This window comes from Tabrizicola sp., assembly GCF_034366665.1.
Taxonomy (GTDB): Bacteria; Pseudomonadota; Alphaproteobacteria; order Rhodobacterales; family Rhodobacteraceae; genus Tabrizicola.
Map to the genome: position 1 here is coordinate 98,882 of NZ_JAXMMF010000122.1, position 15,080 is coordinate 113,961.

The 15,080-nt window shown below is 65.8% G+C and carries 15 protein-coding genes; 7 read left to right on the forward strand and 8 right to left on the reverse strand.

Annotated elements, in window-relative coordinates; translation table 11 throughout:
* Nucleotides 1-27 precede the first annotated feature (27 nt).
* Nucleotides 28-627: an outer membrane lipoprotein carrier protein LolA gene (locus U1E69_RS17850; RefSeq protein WP_322245773.1), complete on the reverse strand. Its 600-nt coding sequence runs from the start codon at nucleotides 625-627 to the stop codon at nucleotides 28-30.
* Between the two features lie 260 nt (nucleotides 628-887).
* Between U1E69_RS17850 and U1E69_RS17855 the strand changes: the two genes are divergently transcribed.
* Both U1E69_RS17855 and U1E69_RS17860 read left to right on the forward strand, forming a co-directional pair.
* Nucleotides 888-2,192, forward strand: a complete 1,305-nt coding sequence (locus U1E69_RS17855) for a D-amino acid dehydrogenase (RefSeq protein ID WP_322245774.1) — start codon at nucleotides 888-890, stop codon at nucleotides 2,190-2,192.
* A gap of 139 nt (nucleotides 2,193-2,331) precedes the next feature.
* Complete coding sequence (locus U1E69_RS17860) at nucleotides 2,332-3,159, forward strand: hypothetical protein (protein ID WP_322245775.1); 828 nt, start codon at nucleotides 2,332-2,334, stop codon at nucleotides 3,157-3,159.
* A gap of 3 nt (nucleotides 3,160-3,162) precedes the next feature.
* Here U1E69_RS17860 and U1E69_RS17865 read toward each other — a convergent pair whose 3' ends face one another.
* From U1E69_RS17865 to U1E69_RS17890, 6 genes are all read right to left on the reverse strand, one after another.
* Entirely contained in the window at nucleotides 3,163-4,575 is a 1,413-nt protein-coding gene (locus U1E69_RS17865; protein WP_322245776.1) for a serine/threonine-protein kinase, read from the reverse strand.
* Between the two features lie 211 nt (nucleotides 4,576-4,786).
* Nucleotides 4,787-7,738 (reverse strand): DNA translocase FtsK, encoded by a 2,952-nt coding sequence (locus U1E69_RS17870; protein WP_322245777.1) that lies wholly within the window; start codon nucleotides 7,736-7,738, stop codon nucleotides 4,787-4,789.
* 8 nt (nucleotides 7,739-7,746) lie between these two features.
* Nucleotides 7,747-8,925 carry an aminotransferase class I/II-fold pyridoxal phosphate-dependent enzyme gene (locus U1E69_RS17875; protein WP_322245778.1) on the reverse strand — a complete coding sequence of 393 codons (1,179 nt, stop codon included), beginning with the start codon at nucleotides 8,923-8,925 and terminating at the stop codon, nucleotides 7,747-7,749.
* A gap of 163 nt (nucleotides 8,926-9,088) precedes the next feature.
* Nucleotides 9,089-9,745, reverse strand: coding sequence for a PAQR family membrane homeostasis protein TrhA (gene trhA / locus U1E69_RS17880; protein ID WP_322245779.1), 657 nt, complete (start codon nucleotides 9,743-9,745; stop codon nucleotides 9,089-9,091).
* 61 nt (nucleotides 9,746-9,806) lie between these two features.
* Complete coding sequence (locus U1E69_RS17885) at nucleotides 9,807-10,121, reverse strand: DUF1244 domain-containing protein (protein WP_322245780.1); 315 nt, start codon at nucleotides 10,119-10,121, stop codon at nucleotides 9,807-9,809.
* Nucleotides 10,122-10,850: an N-formylglutamate amidohydrolase gene (locus U1E69_RS17890; RefSeq protein WP_322245781.1), complete on the reverse strand. Its 729-nt coding sequence runs from the start codon at nucleotides 10,848-10,850 to the stop codon at nucleotides 10,122-10,124.
* A 179-nt stretch (nucleotides 10,851-11,029) separates the two neighbouring features.
* Between U1E69_RS17890 and pyk the strand changes: the two genes are divergently transcribed.
* The 5 genes from pyk (at nucleotide 11,030) to U1E69_RS17915 (ending at nucleotide 14,162) form a co-directional block, all read left to right on the forward strand.
* Nucleotides 11,030-12,475: a pyruvate kinase gene (gene pyk / locus U1E69_RS17895; RefSeq protein ID WP_322245782.1), complete on the forward strand. Its 1,446-nt coding sequence runs from the start codon at nucleotides 11,030-11,032 to the stop codon at nucleotides 12,473-12,475.
* Nucleotides 12,476-12,508: 33 nt separating this feature from the next.
* Nucleotides 12,509-12,733 (forward strand): hypothetical protein, encoded by a 225-nt coding sequence (locus U1E69_RS17900; RefSeq protein ID WP_322245783.1) that lies wholly within the window; start codon nucleotides 12,509-12,511, stop codon nucleotides 12,731-12,733.
* A 108-nt stretch (nucleotides 12,734-12,841) separates the two neighbouring features.
* A complete protein-coding gene (gene rpmI, locus U1E69_RS17905; protein WP_305544727.1) occupies nucleotides 12,842-13,042 on the forward strand; it encodes a 50S ribosomal protein L35 in 201 nt (66 codons plus the stop codon).
* A 12-nt stretch (nucleotides 13,043-13,054) separates the two neighbouring features.
* The gene (rplT, locus tag U1E69_RS17910) at nucleotides 13,055-13,417 is read left to right on the forward strand and encodes a 50S ribosomal protein L20 (RefSeq protein ID WP_305544725.1); all 363 of its coding nucleotides are present in this window, start codon (nucleotides 13,055-13,057) and stop codon (nucleotides 13,415-13,417) included.
* Nucleotides 13,418-13,565: 148 nt separating this feature from the next.
* Nucleotides 13,566-14,162 carry a histidine phosphatase family protein gene (locus U1E69_RS17915; RefSeq protein WP_322245784.1) on the forward strand — a complete coding sequence of 199 codons (597 nt, stop codon included), beginning with the start codon at nucleotides 13,566-13,568 and terminating at the stop codon, nucleotides 14,160-14,162.
* 15 nt (nucleotides 14,163-14,177) lie between these two features.
* Here the strand turns inward: U1E69_RS17915 and truB are convergent, their stop codons facing one another.
* Nucleotides 14,178-15,080 (reverse strand): tRNA pseudouridine(55) synthase TruB, encoded by a 903-nt coding sequence (gene truB, locus U1E69_RS17920; protein ID WP_322245785.1) that lies wholly within the window; start codon nucleotides 15,078-15,080, stop codon nucleotides 14,178-14,180.

Below are 15,080 nucleotides of genomic sequence, written 5' to 3' on the forward strand. Positions count from 1 at the left end.
GCCCGTTTTCCACGGCCCGCCTGCCGATCAGTTCCCGCGCTTTGCCGTCTCGGCGGTGATGTCGAACAGGCTGGCACGCATCTGGCCCCCTTTCTTCATCTCGCCCAGGATCACCGTGGTCTGAGCACCAAGATCGTCGGTGATGATCCACTGGCGCAGCTCGACCGGGTTGTCGGTGAAGACAAGTTCGATGGTGCCGTATTCCGGGTTCTCGGGGTCCTGGGCCGACACGCGGGTCGACGTGCCATCATCGCTGTGGCCGACTACCATCTTCGCCTGGCCCAGGTTGACGTCCTTGGCCAGGATCAGGTTCAGCGGCGTGCGTTTCAGCGGGTACTGTTCGGGCGGCTGGTTCGACTTGGCGTCGAAGATCGCGACCTGCTGGCCGCCGGCAATCACCAGGCTGCGGTCGGGCGGGGCGTATTCGAACCGCACCCGGCCGGGGCGGTTGATGTAGATCTTGCCGGTCGAGATCGACCCGTCCGAGTTCACCTGCGTGAAGTCGGACTCCACCGTGGTCAGGCTGTTCAGATAGGACGACAGGGTGGCAAGCGAGATCTTCTCGGCCGCCGCGGGAAACGGCAGCAGAAAGGCGAGCGGGGCCAGAAGGGCAAGACGACGGTTCATGCGGTGAATATAGCGGCCCGCGTCGCCGGATGCACCCCCACCCCCGGTTCTGTTGCAGCGACCTGCCGAGCCTGTGAAGGCCGCGTGACCGTCAATCCTGCGGCGTGGACCCAAATCTATGGAAGAATATCCTATAGAAATGCAAAAGCGCCGCAGAAAAATGCTCTCTGACGTATTCATGCGCCCAAAATCCCCAAGAAATCCCATCCAGTTCGCCATATCTTCCGCACAGGTTGAACGCTGGATCGAGGATGGGTCGGATGAAGGTCGTTGTTCTTGGCGCGGGTGTGATCGGGGTGACGTCGGCCTGGTATCTGGCCAAGGCGGGGCATGAGGTCACCGTGATCGACCGCCAGCCCGCCGCCGCGCTGGAGACGTCCTTTGCAAACGCGGGCGAGATCAGCCCCGGCTATTCCTCGCCCTGGGCGGCCCCCGGCATCCCGATCAAGGCGCTGAAGTGGATGTTCATGGAACATGCTCCGCTGATCATCCAGCCGCGGATGGACTGGACGAAGCTGTCGTGGATGGCGCGGATGCTGATGAACTGCACGTCCGAGGCCTATGCGGTGAACAAGTCGCGCATGGTCCGGCTGGCGGAATACTCGCGCGATTGCCTGATGGACCTGCGGGCCGAGACCGGGATTTCCTACGACGAACGCACGCAAGGCACGCTGCAGCTTTTCCGCACGGAAAAGCAGGTGGCGGCGGCGGAAAAGGATATCGCGGTCCTCAAGGCCGACGGCGTCCCGTTCGAGGTGCTGGATGCCGAGGCCTGCATCGCCGCCGAGCCGGGCCTGGCCGGGGCCAAGCACAAGATCGCGGGTGGGCTGCGCCTGCCGGGGGATGAAACCGGTGACTGCTTCAAGTTCACCCAGTCGCTTGCCGACATGGCCCGCGCCCAGGGTGTCACCTTCCGCCACGGCGTCGCCATCGACCGGCTGGAGGCCGACAAGGGCCGGATCACCGCCGTCCACACCTCGGAAGGCCGGGTCACGGCGGATGCCTTCGTCGTGGCGCTGGGGTCCTATTCGCCGATGCTGGTGCGTGACTTCGGGATCAAGCTGCCGGTCTACCCGATCAAGGGCTATTCGATCACCGTGCCGATCGTGGACGAGGCCCGCGCTCCGGTGTCGACGGTGATGGACGAAACCCACAAGATCGCCATCACCCGGCTGGGCGACCGCATCCGCGTCGGCGGCATGGCGGAAATCGCCGGGTTCGACCACAGCCTGTCGCCCAAGCGCCAGGCAACGCTGACCCATTCCGTCGAGGACCTGTTTGGCGGCGCGGGCGACCAGTCCCAGGCGAAATTCTGGTGCGGCCTGCGTCCGATGACGCCCGATGGCACGCCCATCGTTGGCCGCTCGCCGATCCAGAACCTGTTCCTGAACACCGGCCACGGCACCTTGGGCTGGACGATGGCGGCAGGGTCCGCCCGAGTGCTGGCCGACATCGTCAGCGGTCGCCGCGCCGAGATCGAGGCCGCCGACCTGGGCTACGCCCGCTACCTGCGCGACGGTCGCAAGGGTCAGCGTCCGCAGTCGGGGATGCCGGTTCCGGCGTAAACCGACGGCGCATCTCGCCGTAACCAAGGGTTGCATCGCGCGCCCCGGTCTCGCTGATGTGGCGAGCCGCATTACCCACTGGATTGAAACGCGATTTCGGCGCACACTGCAGCCATGCGTCGGCAGCGGGGAATGCAGCGTGACGGCAGAGCGGAACGGACTTATCGACTATGGCCGGTTCGCTGCGGCGCTTGGCCTGGTCTGGTTCTTCACCCAGGCGCCGGGCAACCGGATCGCCTATCTTTCCGTGCCGTTCCTGCTTGTGATCCTGACCTTGCCCACCACGGGGACCATCGCAGCCAAGGCGCGGCGGCTTCTGTTGCCCTTCCTGATCTGGTCGCTGGTCTTTGCGGTCGTGCAGATCGCGTTCACGCTGAAGACACACGCCCCGCCCTTCGGCTGGTGGGAAGACTACATGCTGTTGACCGGGACCTGGTACCACTTGTGGATTCTGCCCTTCGCCTTCCTCGCTTCGGTCCTTGCCCCGTGGTTCCAGCATCCGCTCGCCTCGCTTGGCACCGCGCTTCTGGTGGCGCTCCTCATGGCGGTAGAGGGCACGCCGGAAGCCGTTCCCTTCGGAATGTGGAGCTTCGGCATCATCCCGATTGTCGTCGGCATCGCCTTCTTTGCCTGGGGCTGGCGTCTGGCTGTCGTGACGCTGATCTTGAGTGCGACGATCCTGTTCCTGGGACGACCCGCGCCGGACAACACCACCATCCTGGTCGGCACGGCGCTTGCCCTGCTGTTCATGTCGATCCACCTGCCCGCCACGCCGACGTCGGACTGGTGTGGCCGGATGTCGACCTGGATCATCGTGTCCCACCCGCTGGCGATCATCATCGGTCAGTCGCTGCGGATCACCTATATCGAGCTTGCGCTCTTTTCCGTCGTGGTCAGCGTGATACTGGCCCAGATCCTTGAGGCGGCGACGCAAGGCTCACGACGCGATCAGCTTAAGCTGTCCTGACCGCTAAAGCCGCACCGACTGGGCAACTCTGCGCAACTGGACGCGGGCCAGACCCGGATTGGCGGTTTCCCCGTCCATCGTGACGCAGAGAAACGCCTTCGGCGACTGGGGCAGGGGGCGGATCAGCAGGACGCTGCGGCCCAGGGTCACCAGGATATCCTCGACGCTGTCGTCGACCAACTCCATCGCCCGCAGGTGCGCCCGGCCAAGGCCGACCGCTGCGGCCATCACGGATTCATGGTCGTGCGGACCTTCGTCCTGCTCGGCCGCCAGCACATGCCCCGTCACGCTGTCGACCAGCCAGGCGCCGACGAAGCCGCTGACCCGACGCAGGCCCGAGATGTCGACCTCGTTCCCGCGCAGGAAGGTGCGGCGCGGGCGGACAGGAAGCGGCGCAGGCCGGGCCTCCGGGACGACAGCGCGCACCGGACCCTCGGCGGCCGGGGTCATCGGCACCAGCCGGCGCAGCAGCACCACCTTGCGGTCCTTTGCCTCGGGCTGCGGCAGGATGCGCTGCCAATCCTCGGCCTTCTGGAACCGGGCCGCGGGCACCACGGCCATTGCCCGGTCGATGCTATCCAGGAAACCTGCCGGATAGCCCGTGATCCGCCCCGCCAGCGGACGGCAAGGATCGGGCCGTTTTTCGGCCATCGCCGACAGCCGTGACTGGCAATTCTCGGGCGCGGTGCCAGAGATCGCATGATACAGCGATGCCGCCAGCGAGTAGATGTCGCTCCACGGTCCGGAATTTCCGCCCGCCGCGTACAACTCATGCGGAGAGTAGCCGTCCTTCACCACGCTAAGGCCTGAATACTTCTGTGCCTCGCCCGCCGCACTGCGCCGCGCGGCACCAAAGTCGATCAGGATCGGCTCGCCGTCCGGAGTGACGAAGATGTTGTCGGGCGAGATGTCGCAATGCAGCAAGCCCCGCCCGTGGATGTAGCCGATGGCCGACACCAGCTTGCCCGCGATGGTCACGATCTGGTCGGGGGGCAGCGTCGCCTTCTTCTCGTCCACGATCTCCAGCAGGTCGTGGCCGCGGATATAGTCCATCGCCATGTAGGCGGTGTCGTTGTCCTCGAACACCTGATGCACCCCGACGACGTTCGGGTGCTTCAGGCTGGCCAGGCTCCGCGCCTCGTTCAGAAAGCTTTTGACGATCCGCTGCATGTTGTCGCGCGTTGACAGCGACCTTGCGCGCACCCGGGTTTCGGTGCGGCGGCAGAAGGTTGACGAGAAGCACTCCTTGATCACCACCTCGCGGTCAAGGCTGTCCTTGGCCAGATAGGTGATCCCGAAACCGCCGCTGTTGATGTAGCGGACGATGCGGTATTGGCCATGAAACAGCGCGGTACCAGGCAGAAGCTCGTCGCTCAGGTCCGAGCGGTTCAGCGTATCGGACGTGTCAAATGCCATGTTCCAGGGGCCCCCTTACCCCAAGACGCAACTGCCGGCCCCACTGCAGCACCATGTCGATTCTGTGGCGAAAACCGGACACGATTTACAACCTGAGGTTGTGTTCAGATTCGGGCTGGATTGAGGCGCGAATGTGTCCGAAATGCCTAAATGATTAAGACCCCACCGGAATCCTCCAGCAGGGCCTTTGCAGCGCTTAACCTTTGGGCAGTTACCGCTCTTCGATCAGGATTTCGCGCTTGCCGACGTGGTTGGCGCGGGTGACCACGCCTTCCTCTTCCATCTGCTCGACCAGACGGGCGGCCTTGTTGTAGCCGATGCCCAGTTTCCGCTGGATGTAGCTGGTCGAGCATTTGCGGTCCCGCGCCACGATCGCCACCGCCTGATCGTACAGCGCATCGTCCGAGCTTTCGCCCGACCCAAGCCCCAGCACCATGTCGATGTCGCTGGCGACCTCGTCCTCTGGGCCTTCGACGACGCCCGACATGTAGACCGGCGGCCCGAAGGACTTGAGGTGGTTGACGATCTCTTCCACTTCCTCGTCGCTGACGAACGGCCCGTGGATACGGGTGATCTTCGCGCCGTTGCCCATATACAGCATGTCGCCCGCGCCAAGAAGCTGCTCGGCCCCTTGTTCCCCCAGGATGGTGCGGCTGTCGATCTTCGAAGTCACCTGGAAGGAAATCCGCGTCGGGAAGTTGGCCTTGATCGTGCCGGTGATGACGTCGACCGAAGGCCGCTGCGTCGCCATGATCAGGTGGATGCCGCTGGCCCGCGCCATTTGGGCAAGGCGCTGGATGCAGGCCTCGATCTCTTTGCCCGCCACCATCATCAGGTCGGCCATCTCGTCGACGATGACGACGATATAGGGGAAGGGCTGCGGCGCGAATTCCTCGGTCTCGAACACCGGATCGCCGGTTTCCTCGTCGAACCCGGTCTGGATGGTGCGCTTGAACATCTCGTTCTTCGACAGGGCCTCACGCACCCGGCCGTTGTAGCCCTCGATGTTGCGCACACCCATCTTGGACATCTTGCGGTAACGTTCCTCCATCTCGCTGACGACCCACTTCAGGGCCACGACGGCCTTCTTCGGGTCGGTCACGACGGGGGACAGAAGGTGCGGGATGCCGTCGTAGACCGACAGTTCCAGCATCTTCGGGTCGATCATAATGAGGCGGCATTCCTCGGGCGTCAGCTTGTAAAGCAGGCTCAGGATCATGGTGTTGATTGCAACCGACTTGCCCGACCCCGTGGTCCCGGCAATCAGCAGGTGAGGCATCTTCGCCAGGTTTGCCACCACCGGCTCGCCGCCGATGTCCTTGCCCAAGGCCAGCGGCAACCGCATCTGGCTGTCACCGAAGTCGCGGGCCGAGAGGATCTCGCGCAGGACCACCTTCTCGCGGTGGGCGTTCGGCAGTTCGATGCCGATCACGCTGCGACCGGGGACAGTGGACACACGCGCCGACAACGCCGACATCGACCGCGCGATGTCGTCGGCAAGCCCGATCACGCGACTGGCTTTCAGACCCGGAGCCGGTTCCAGCTCGTACATGGTGACCACGGGGCCGGGACGAACAGCAGTGATCTCGCCCTTGACGCCATAGTCGTCCAGCACCGATTCCAGCATCCGCGCATTCTCTTCCAGCGCCTCGTCCGACAGCTGCATGCCCTGCACCTTGATCGGCGCGGTCAAGAGATTCAGCGGCGGCAGTTCGTAGGTTTGCACCGGTTCATCGAAGCGCAAGGCGGGCTGGCTTTCCGCCATCGCTTGACGGGACGGCGCCGGCTTCTTGACCACGTGCTGCACCACGGCCTTGCGGTCGGGGGTAAAGGACATCGGGCGGGCGGGGGGCAGTTCATCCTCCAGCTCGTCCAGCGGATAATCGGCCAGATCACCCTGGTCGTCCCAGGCTTCCTCGGTGTAGGCCAGCGGCTCGTCCTCCTCGACCTCCGGCTCCCACGCGGGAGCAACCACGGGCGGGGCGGTCCGGGGAAGGGGGCGCGTGTCGGCCATCAGGACGACGGGACCCTTGGGGCGCATCACGGGCGGCTCGACCCGCGCAGCTGTCGGCAAGGGCGGCGGGGCCACCGGGAAATCGGGGGTCCGCATCACGCGGGTGCGGATCACGTCGGAAATCCGCGCCTTGATCCGGTCTTCCTGCGGCATCTGGTCGTTCCAGGTCGGCTCGACCTCGATCAGTTCCGGCTCGGGCTGGGCCTTGCGGCGCAGACGCTCCAAGAGACCCAGCTTCTCCTTGACCGGGGCAGGGGCGTAGTCCGCTTCGGGCGCATGACGCGGCTCGGACCGCAGCGAGGCCGGCATCGCCCGCGCCGGTGCTGCCCGCAGGGGCTCGGGCGCCATCGCACCGGTAACCGGCGGCATCATCCGACGCGAGACCGAGGCATCGCGCCCCATCGCCACCGGAGGCTCATACCCCCGCGCCGAAGCCGCGTTGGCCTGACGCGCCCGCGCCCGGTCCTGCAACGCGGCCGCCCCATGCAGGGCTCCCCGCGCGCCATAGCCCAAAGCCTGACGCAAGGCGGCATAGCCCATGATCGAGCCAAGCAGCAGGAACCGCTGGATCGCCTTCAGCTCTTCCATGTCGAAGCCGGTAACGAACAGCATCATCGCAATGAGGCCCGCGAAGGTCAGCAGCGACAGGAACTTCAGCCCGAAGCCAGCCGACCCCGGAATGACCCCGATCAGCGACCCGGTGACCGTATCGCCGAACAACCCGCCCAGCCCGAAGGTGTGCGTCCAGGCATCCCCCGGCACCAGCGTCGCGCAATGCACGGCGGCGAAGGCCACCGCGATCACCGCAAAGACCACCCGCCCCACGGCCCGCTCGCCGCCGCGATGGATCATGAACCGGACACCCCAGGCCAGGAAGATCAGCGGGATCGTCCAGGCGCCCTTGCCGATCAGGATGATCAGGGTCGAGGCCACAGCCGCCCCGAAGCGCCCGAAGATGTTCTGCGCCGGTTCTTCCGTGGCGACCATCCAGCCCGGGTCCTCGGGCGAGTAGCTCCACAGCATCAGCGTGAAGCCGAAGGCCACCAGCATCAGGACCAGCCCAAGAAGCTCGCGCCCCCGACGTTCCAGCATCGCCTGCGTGCCCTGATCCAGAAGCGGATCGCGCTGCCGTGCCTGATACGAAGCCATTCGTTCCCTCACCCGTAGATGCAGTCGCGAAGCATCGTAAGCCCGCGCTGCGTTTCTTCTTGGCTGGCCACAAGGGCCACCCGGATATATCCGCGGCCGGGGTTTTGCCCCCCGGCGTCGCGCGAGAGGTAGCCGCCGGGCAGAACCCGCACCCCCGTCTCGCGCCACAATTTCAGTGCGGCCGCTTCGCCGTCCTCGACCGGCAGCCACAGGAAGAACCCGCCCCCCGGCGCCTGATAGCCCTGCAGGCCCGCGAAGATCCGGTCCGCATCGCGGAACTTCTGCTGATACAGCGCACGCGAGGCATCGACATGCGCCTCGTCCGCCCAAGCTGCCTCGGCCACGCGCTGCAAGGGCAGGGGCAGCGGAGCGCCCGCGAAAGCCCGCAACTGCCGGATGCGCAGCATGGACTGCAGCCCCGCCGCGACGAACCCCGACCGAAGGCCCGGCAGGTTTGACCGCTTGGACAGCGAATGGAACACCACAGCCCGCTCGGGGTCCGCGCCCTGAGCCTCGGCCACCTGCAACAGGCCCGGAGGCGGCACCTCACGCCAGATTTCCGAATAGCATTCGTCGGCGAGAACCTTGAAGTCATGCTTCTCGGCCAGCGCCAGCAGGTCCGCCAGATACTCCTTCGACGCCACCGCGCCCTGGGGGTTCGCGGGCGAGCAGATATAGGCCAGCGCCACCCGGTCCAGCACCTCGACAGGCAGGCTGCCATAGTCGGGCAGGAACCCGGTGGCGGCGGTTGCGGGAACGTAGACAGGTTCTGCCCCCACAGTGAGGGCCGCCACGGCATAGACCTGGTAAAACGGGTTCGGCATCAGGACGACCGGCTTCTGGCCGTTCTTGGTCTCGGGGCACAGTGCGATGCAGGCGTTGAACAGCCCCTCGCGGGTGCCGTTCAGCACCATCAGCCGGTCCTCGTCAAGGGTCATCCCATACCGCCGGGCGATCCAGCCCGAGATGGCGGCCAGCAGTTCCGGTGCCCCGTCGTTCGGCGGGTAGACCGCGAATCCCGACAGGTTGGCCGCCAGGATCGGTCCGACGAAGTCCGGCATCGCATGGCGCGGCTCGCCGATGGTCATGGCGATGGGCGCACCACCCGGAGGATGTGCGTCCAGAAGCTTCCGCAGACGCGGAAACGCATAGTCCGGCAGGTTCGAAAACCGCTCAGGAAACGCCATTACTGCCTCGATCGCAGGGTCTATTCGCCCCGTTTGACCGGACGATAGCCGGGCGCGCGCGACAGGTCCACAAAAAACCCTGCGTGGTGAGAGGCTTGGGCGCACCCTGTGGCTTTTGCGCTAGAGTGGGGAGGGTGGGCGGATCGCCCACCCTACGCCAGCGTCAGATTTGCGCCGACTGCACCAGCTGGACAGTGACCGCGGCATAGAACGCAGCACTCGCGGCCAGCACGCAAAGATGCCAGATCGTGTAGTGAAACAGCAGCCTTTCCCAGACGCAAAAGCCCACGCCCACCGTGTAAAGCACGCCGCCAATGGTGATCAGCACCATCACCGGCGTGGACAGAAGGGCGAAGAGCGCACCCCCGCCGATCAGACCGGCCCAGCCCATCCCCAGCGCCAGCGCGATGGCGGCCAGCTTCAGCCGGTCCGGCGCGAAGGCGCGCAGCGCGGCCCCCAGAAGGGCGGCGGCCCAGAGCGTGACCAGAAGCCCCGTCGCCTCGGCCCCTGACAACAGGACGAACGGAGTATAGGTCGCCGCGATCAGGCACAGGATTGCGGTGTGGTCCAGACTGCGGAAGATGCGCCGCAGACGGGGCTGCGTGGTCAGGTGGAACAGCGCCGAGAAGACCAGCATCGTCAGCAGCGCCACCCCGTAGATCGTGGTTGAGGCCACCGCCGGAAGATCCCCGCGCAAGGTCACGGCCAGGATGATCAGGACGGGAACCGCAATCAGCGCCGCGCCGATCCCCAGAAAATGGACCACGGCATCGCTCTGACGCTCGGCAGGGGAATAGTCGTGACGGGCATCCAGAAGCATCCCCTTACCCTAGCAGAAACGCTGCCCCGACGCGATGCAGCCCCGGGTCACATCTGCGCTGTCAGTCCTTTTTGCCCACGTTTTCAGCGAAGGCCTGTTGGAACGCCGCCTGCTTGCCTGCATCCGCCGCTGTCTGGTTCTGCGCAACCCAAGCAGCATAGGGCATCCCGTAGACGATCTCGCGCGCTTCTTCTTTCGACATGACGAGCCCGCGCTCGGCGGCGGCCTCCTGATACCAGCGGCTCAGGCAGTTGCGGCAGAACCCGCCCAGGTTCATCAGATCGATGTTCTGCACCTCGGGCCGCTTGACCATCAGGTGATGCACCAAGGCGCGGAAGGCTGCGGCTTCCAGCTCGGTCCGGGTTGCGTCGTCCATCTACAGTCCCTCCAGCACTTCGGTCAGGATCACCGCCAGCCGCCCCGCCCAATGCGCCTGTTCGGCGGGCGTGGCGATCAGGTCGTTCCTCACCTCTATAAGTGTGTTGTGCCGCCCCAGGCGCAAGGCGTGCCGGTCGATGGCGTCGCCCGGCAGGTGGCCCGAATAGGGCTCGTTGTCGCCGATGCAAAGGTCGGTCTCGGCCTGCAGGCGGGCAATCAGCGGCTTGGAGAACCGCTCGTCCAGGTGGGAATACAGCACCCCCACATGCCAGGGCCGGGGTGCACGCGCCCGCAGCGCCGGTGTGAAGGAGTGTACCGCTACAATCACCCGGTCCGACCGCAACGCCGCCAGGCGCGCGTAGGCTGCGTGGTATGGGCGATAGAGACGGTCCAGCCGCTCCTCGACCGCCTCGGGCCCGATATGCCGGTTGGCCGGGATGATCGTCCCGTCATAAAGCTTCATCACCAGGGTCGGATCGTCCTCGCCCCGGTTCGGGTCGATCACCAGACGGCTGAAGTCGGAGAGGATCGCCGGACTGTCCAGAAGGCGCCCCAACTCTGACGCCACTCCAGCCGCGCCAACGTCCCAGGCGATGTGCCGCGCCATGTCCGCCTGCGGAATGCCCAGGTTGCCGCCGTTCACCCAGTCCGGCACCCGGTTCGACGCATGGTCGCAGGTCACCAGCCAGCGGCCCTTGCGGTCTTCCCCCTCGATCCTGAACGCCAACGTCGCCCCCCTTTGACTGTCGCCCTGTTTACGGTCGACATGGCCCGGACACCAGCGATGAGCAAGCGAAGCGACACGAAGAGCGGATGGAAGGCAAACCGGGCGTTGCGGGATGGATCGGATTGCGCCATAAGGCCCTCGGCCCACATGAACCGGAATTTATCAGCAGGAGGATGGCGATGCGCCGTCACCGCAACGTGAAGATTGTGGCCACGCTTGGCCCGGCATCCAGCACCTACGAGATGATCCGCGCCCTGTTCGAGGCCGGGGCCGACGTGTTCCGCCTGAACATGAGCCACGGCGTCCACGAGGATATCGCCAAGCGCCACCAGATCATTCGCCAGGTCGAAAAGGACCTTGGCCGCCCGATCGGCATCCTGGCCGACCTGCAAGGCCCGAAGCTGCGCGTCGGCGTCTTTGCCAACGGCGCCGAGGAACTGGTCGAGGGCGCCGCCTTCCGCATGGACCTGTCCACGGTCCCCGGCGACGTGCATCGCGTGAACCTGCCGCACCCCGAAATCTTCGCGGCGCTTGAACCTGGAACCTCGCTTCTGGTGAACGACGGCAAGATCCGCCTGCATGTGAACGCCTGCGGCAAGGATTTCGCCGATTGCACCGTGGTCGTCGGCGGGACGATTTCCAACCGCAAGGGCGTGAACGTCCCCGATGTGGTGCTGCCGGTGGCCGCCCTGTCCGACAAGGACCGTGGCGATCTGGAATTCGTCTGCGAGCTGGGCGTCGACTGGCTGGCCCTGTCCTTCGTCCAGCGCCCCGAGGACGTGATCGAAGCGCGCACCCTGGCCAAGGGCCGCGCCGCCATCCTGTCCAAGATCGAAAAGCCCGCCGCCGTAAAGGCCTATGACGCCATCCTTCAGGTGTCCGACGGCATCATGGTCGCGCGCGGCGACCTGGGCGTCGAACTGCCCGTCACCTCGGTCCCGCCGATCCAGAAGCGTCTGGTCCGTGGCGCGCGCGCGGCGGCCAAGCCGGTGATCGTTGCGACCCAGATGCTGGAATCGATGATCGAATCGCCCGTGCCCACCCGTGCCGAGGTCTCGGACGTCGCTACCGCCATCTACGAAGGTGCGGACGCGATCATGCTTTCGGCTGAATCCGCCGCGGGCAAGTATCCGATCGAAGCCATCCGCACGATGAACGATGTGGCGCTCAGCGTCGAGAAGGACCCGACCTTCCGCTCGGTGATCGAGGCGAGCCGTCAGGTCCGCCGCGAATCGGTGGCCGACGGGATCGTCGCTGCCGCCCGCGAAATCGCCGAGGCGACGAACATCAAGGCGATCTGCTGCTTCTCCCAGACCGGGACCACCGCCGCCCTCGTCGCCCGCGAACGCCCGCACGTCCCGATCATCGCGCTGACCCCGCTGATGTCCACCGCCCGCCGGATGGCCCTGACCTGGGGCGCGCATTGCGTGATCACCCCGCCGCAGGACCGCTTCAAGGGCGCCGTTCTGGCGGCCGTCAGCGCCGCGCGGGCCGACGGTTTCGCGACCGAGGAAGACCAGATCGTCGTCACCGCCGGCGTGCCGTTCAACGTCAAGGGCACCACCAACATCCTGCGCGTGGCCCCCTGCGACGAACGGTTGATCTCGCGCGTCGACCCCGAGTAGGCTTCGCCTGCTTGGGCGTAATGGCGGGGCGTCATGGATACTGATCTCGCTCTGACGGTTGGCATCCTGCTTCTGGTCCTGTCGGTGCCCTCGCTGCTGTCGGCCTGGGTGGAAAGCCGCGCGCCGCGTCTGGGGTCGGTCATGTTCGTCGGGGCAGGGGCGCTGATCGTCTATGCCCTGACCACGCGCCCCGGCGGCTATGCCTTCAACGAGGTGCCCGGCGTGATGGTGACCGTCCTGGCGGGCTTCTTCAACTGAGGTTGCCCCTTGCACCCGTCCCGGCCTCCCCCTATAGGGGCGGCTCGATTACCCGCACGGCCGGCCACAGTGGCATGCCGAGTCGTGCCTGAAACCACGGAGATGGAAATGCCCAAGATGAAGACCAAGTCGGCGGCGAAGAAGCGTTTCAGCTTCACGGCCTCCGGTCGGGTGAAGGCCGGTCCTGCCGGCAAGCGCCACGGCATGATCAAACGCACGGCGAAATTCGTCCGCAACTCGGCCGGGACCATGATCCTGAACGACAGCGATGCGAAGATCGTCAAAAAATACATGCCCTACGACCGGTAAGGAGAGCACCAGATGTCCCGCGTTAAATCCGGCAAGGTGACGCACGCCCGTCACAAGAAGGTCATCAAGGCAGCGGCTGGCTACTACGCCGCCCGCTCCACGAACTTCCGCACCGCCACTCAGGCCGTCGACAAGGCCCAGCAGTACGCCACCCGCGACCGCAAGGTCCGCAAGCGCCAGTTCCGCGCGCTGTGGATCCAGCGGATCAACGCTGCCGTCCGCCTGTTCGACGCCGAAATGACCTATTCGCGTCTGATCAACGGCCTGTCGAAAGCCGGGATCGAGGTTGACCGCAAGGTCCTCGCCGATCTCGCCGTGCACGAGCCCGAGGCGTTCAACGCCATCGCCGGCCAGGCCAAGGCCGCTCTGGCCTAAGGTTTCTGACCTTTGAAAGACCAAGGCCCTGCGGCAACGCGGGGCCTTTTCAGTTTCAGGGGGCTGCGCGCTGGATCTGCTACCGCCCTATGGTGGATCGCCGGCGGCTAAATTGCCGACCTTCAGGCTTCTTTTGACGAAGGCGATGATGACTAAGACTGTTCGCTACCTGACGCATCCGCAGGTCCTGATCGACCCTGCAAAGGAAATCACCGACTGGTCGCTGAACAGTGTCGGGACTGCCCGCGTGACCGCCCTTGCCAGACAGTTGGGCTCACTTTCCGCGACGAAAAGGGTCATCAGCAGCGCTGAAAGAAAGGCGCTGGAGACGGCTCGCCCGCTTGCGACCGCCCTCGGGGTCAGCCTGGAAATCCGACCGCTCATGCATGAGAATGATCGCAGTTCCACAGGCTTCCTGCCGCCGGAGGAATTCGAGAAAACCGCCGACGCGTTCTTCGCCAATCCGTCCCAAAGTGTCCGGGGGTGGGAAACCGCACAGGACGCACAGCGGCGGATCGTGTCCGAAGTCGAGCTGTGTCTAAGCGATGGCGTCACGGGGGACGTGCTTTTCGTCGGACATGGCGGGGTCGGCACCTTGATCTTCTGCGCCTTGACCGGCGCGACGATTGACCGCCGCCATGACCAGGGTCCCGGCGGCGGCGGATGCTGGTTTCAATTCGACAGCACAGACCGTCGACCGCCGCGCCCCTGGCAAGTCATGGAGAGGCTGGCACAGGGCGGCTGATGGCGGCCCCGCTGTTCAGCGATTGAACACCCGGCTCGGGTGCAACTCCCCGCCCCGATAGTGCCCCACGGCCACCGCGAGGCCATCCAGACTGGCCCAGCCCTCGGTGCCCCAGTCGGCGTGGCCGATAACCTGCCCCGGATTGCCGTTCCGCAGCCGCGCCGCGCCTTCAGGTGTCGCGGTGAACTCGGGCAGGTCCTGCAACCCCAGTTCCAGCGGCAGAAGGTGGGCGTCCAGCGCCTCGGTCTTCGCCTCGGCGTCGATGGTCGCCAGCGTCACGCCATCCTCGACGTCGAACGGCCCCGACCAGGTGCGTCGCAGCCACTCCACATGGCCCAGACATCCCAGCGCCCGGCCAAGGTCGCGCGCGATGGACCGCACATAGCCGCCCTTGCCGCAGACCATCTCCAGATCGACGTGATCCGCGTCCGGACGACCCAGGAAGTCCAGCCGTTCCACCCACAAGGGCCGGGCGGCCAGGTCCATCACCTCGCCCTCGCGCGCAAGATCATAGGCGCGGTCGCCGTCCACCTTCACCGCGGAATACTGCGGCGGGACCTGCAGGATATCCCCCCGAAACGCCCCCAGCGCCGCCTCGATCTGATCATCCGAGGGCCGCACCGCCGCCGTCGCGATCACCTGACCCGAGGCATCGTCGGTATCCGTCGCCGCGCCCAGCACCACCCGGAACCGGTAGCACTTCAGCGCGTCGGTGATGTAGGGGATCGTCTTCGTCGCCTCGCCCAAGGCCACGGCCAGCACGCCCGTCGCATCCGGGTCCAGCGTCCCCGCATGGCCCGCCTTCTGCGCGCCGAACGCCCACTTCACCTTGTTGACCACCGCGGTAGAGTTCACCCCCGCCGGCTTGTCGACGATCAGCCAGCCACTGATCGCCCGGCCCTTCTTGCCCCGTGCCAT

Bases quoted from the DNA above. Each gene is read 5' to 3' on its own strand.
- U1E69_RS17850 (WP_322245773.1), bottom strand. From the start codon at position 627: ATGAACCGTCGTCTTGCCCTTCTGGCCCCGCTCGCCTTTCTGCTGCCG.
- U1E69_RS17855 (WP_322245774.1), top strand. From the start codon at position 888: ATGAAGGTCGTTGTTCTTGGCGCGGGTGTGATCGGGGTGACGTCGGCC.
- U1E69_RS17865 (WP_322245776.1), bottom strand. From the start codon at position 4,575: ATGGCATTTGACACGTCCGATACGCTGAACCGCTCGGACCTGAGCGAC.
- U1E69_RS17870 (WP_322245777.1), bottom strand. From the start codon at position 7,738: ATGGCTTCGTATCAGGCACGGCAGCGCGATCCGCTTCTGGATCAGGGC.
- U1E69_RS17875 (WP_322245778.1), bottom strand. From the start codon at position 8,925: ATGGCGTTTCCTGAGCGGTTTTCGAACCTGCCGGACTATGCGTTTCCG.
- trhA (WP_322245779.1), bottom strand. From the start codon at position 9,745: ATGCTTCTGGATGCCCGTCACGACTATTCCCCTGCCGAGCGTCAGAGC.
- U1E69_RS17885 (WP_322245780.1), bottom strand. From the start codon at position 10,121: ATGGACGACGCAACCCGGACCGAGCTGGAAGCCGCAGCCTTCCGCGCC.
- pyk (WP_322245782.1), top strand. From the start codon at position 11,030: ATGCGCCGTCACCGCAACGTGAAGATTGTGGCCACGCTTGGCCCGGCA.
- U1E69_RS17900 (WP_322245783.1), top strand. From the start codon at position 12,509: ATGGATACTGATCTCGCTCTGACGGTTGGCATCCTGCTTCTGGTCCTG.
- rpmI (WP_305544727.1), top strand. From the start codon at position 12,842: ATGCCCAAGATGAAGACCAAGTCGGCGGCGAAGAAGCGTTTCAGCTTC.
- rplT (WP_305544725.1), top strand. From the start codon at position 13,055: ATGTCCCGCGTTAAATCCGGCAAGGTGACGCACGCCCGTCACAAGAAG.
- U1E69_RS17915 (WP_322245784.1), top strand. From the start codon at position 13,566: ATGACTAAGACTGTTCGCTACCTGACGCATCCGCAGGTCCTGATCGAC.
- truB (WP_322245785.1), bottom strand. From the start codon at position 15,080: ATGGCACGGGGCAAGAAGGGCCGGGCGATCAGTGGCTGGCTGATCGTC.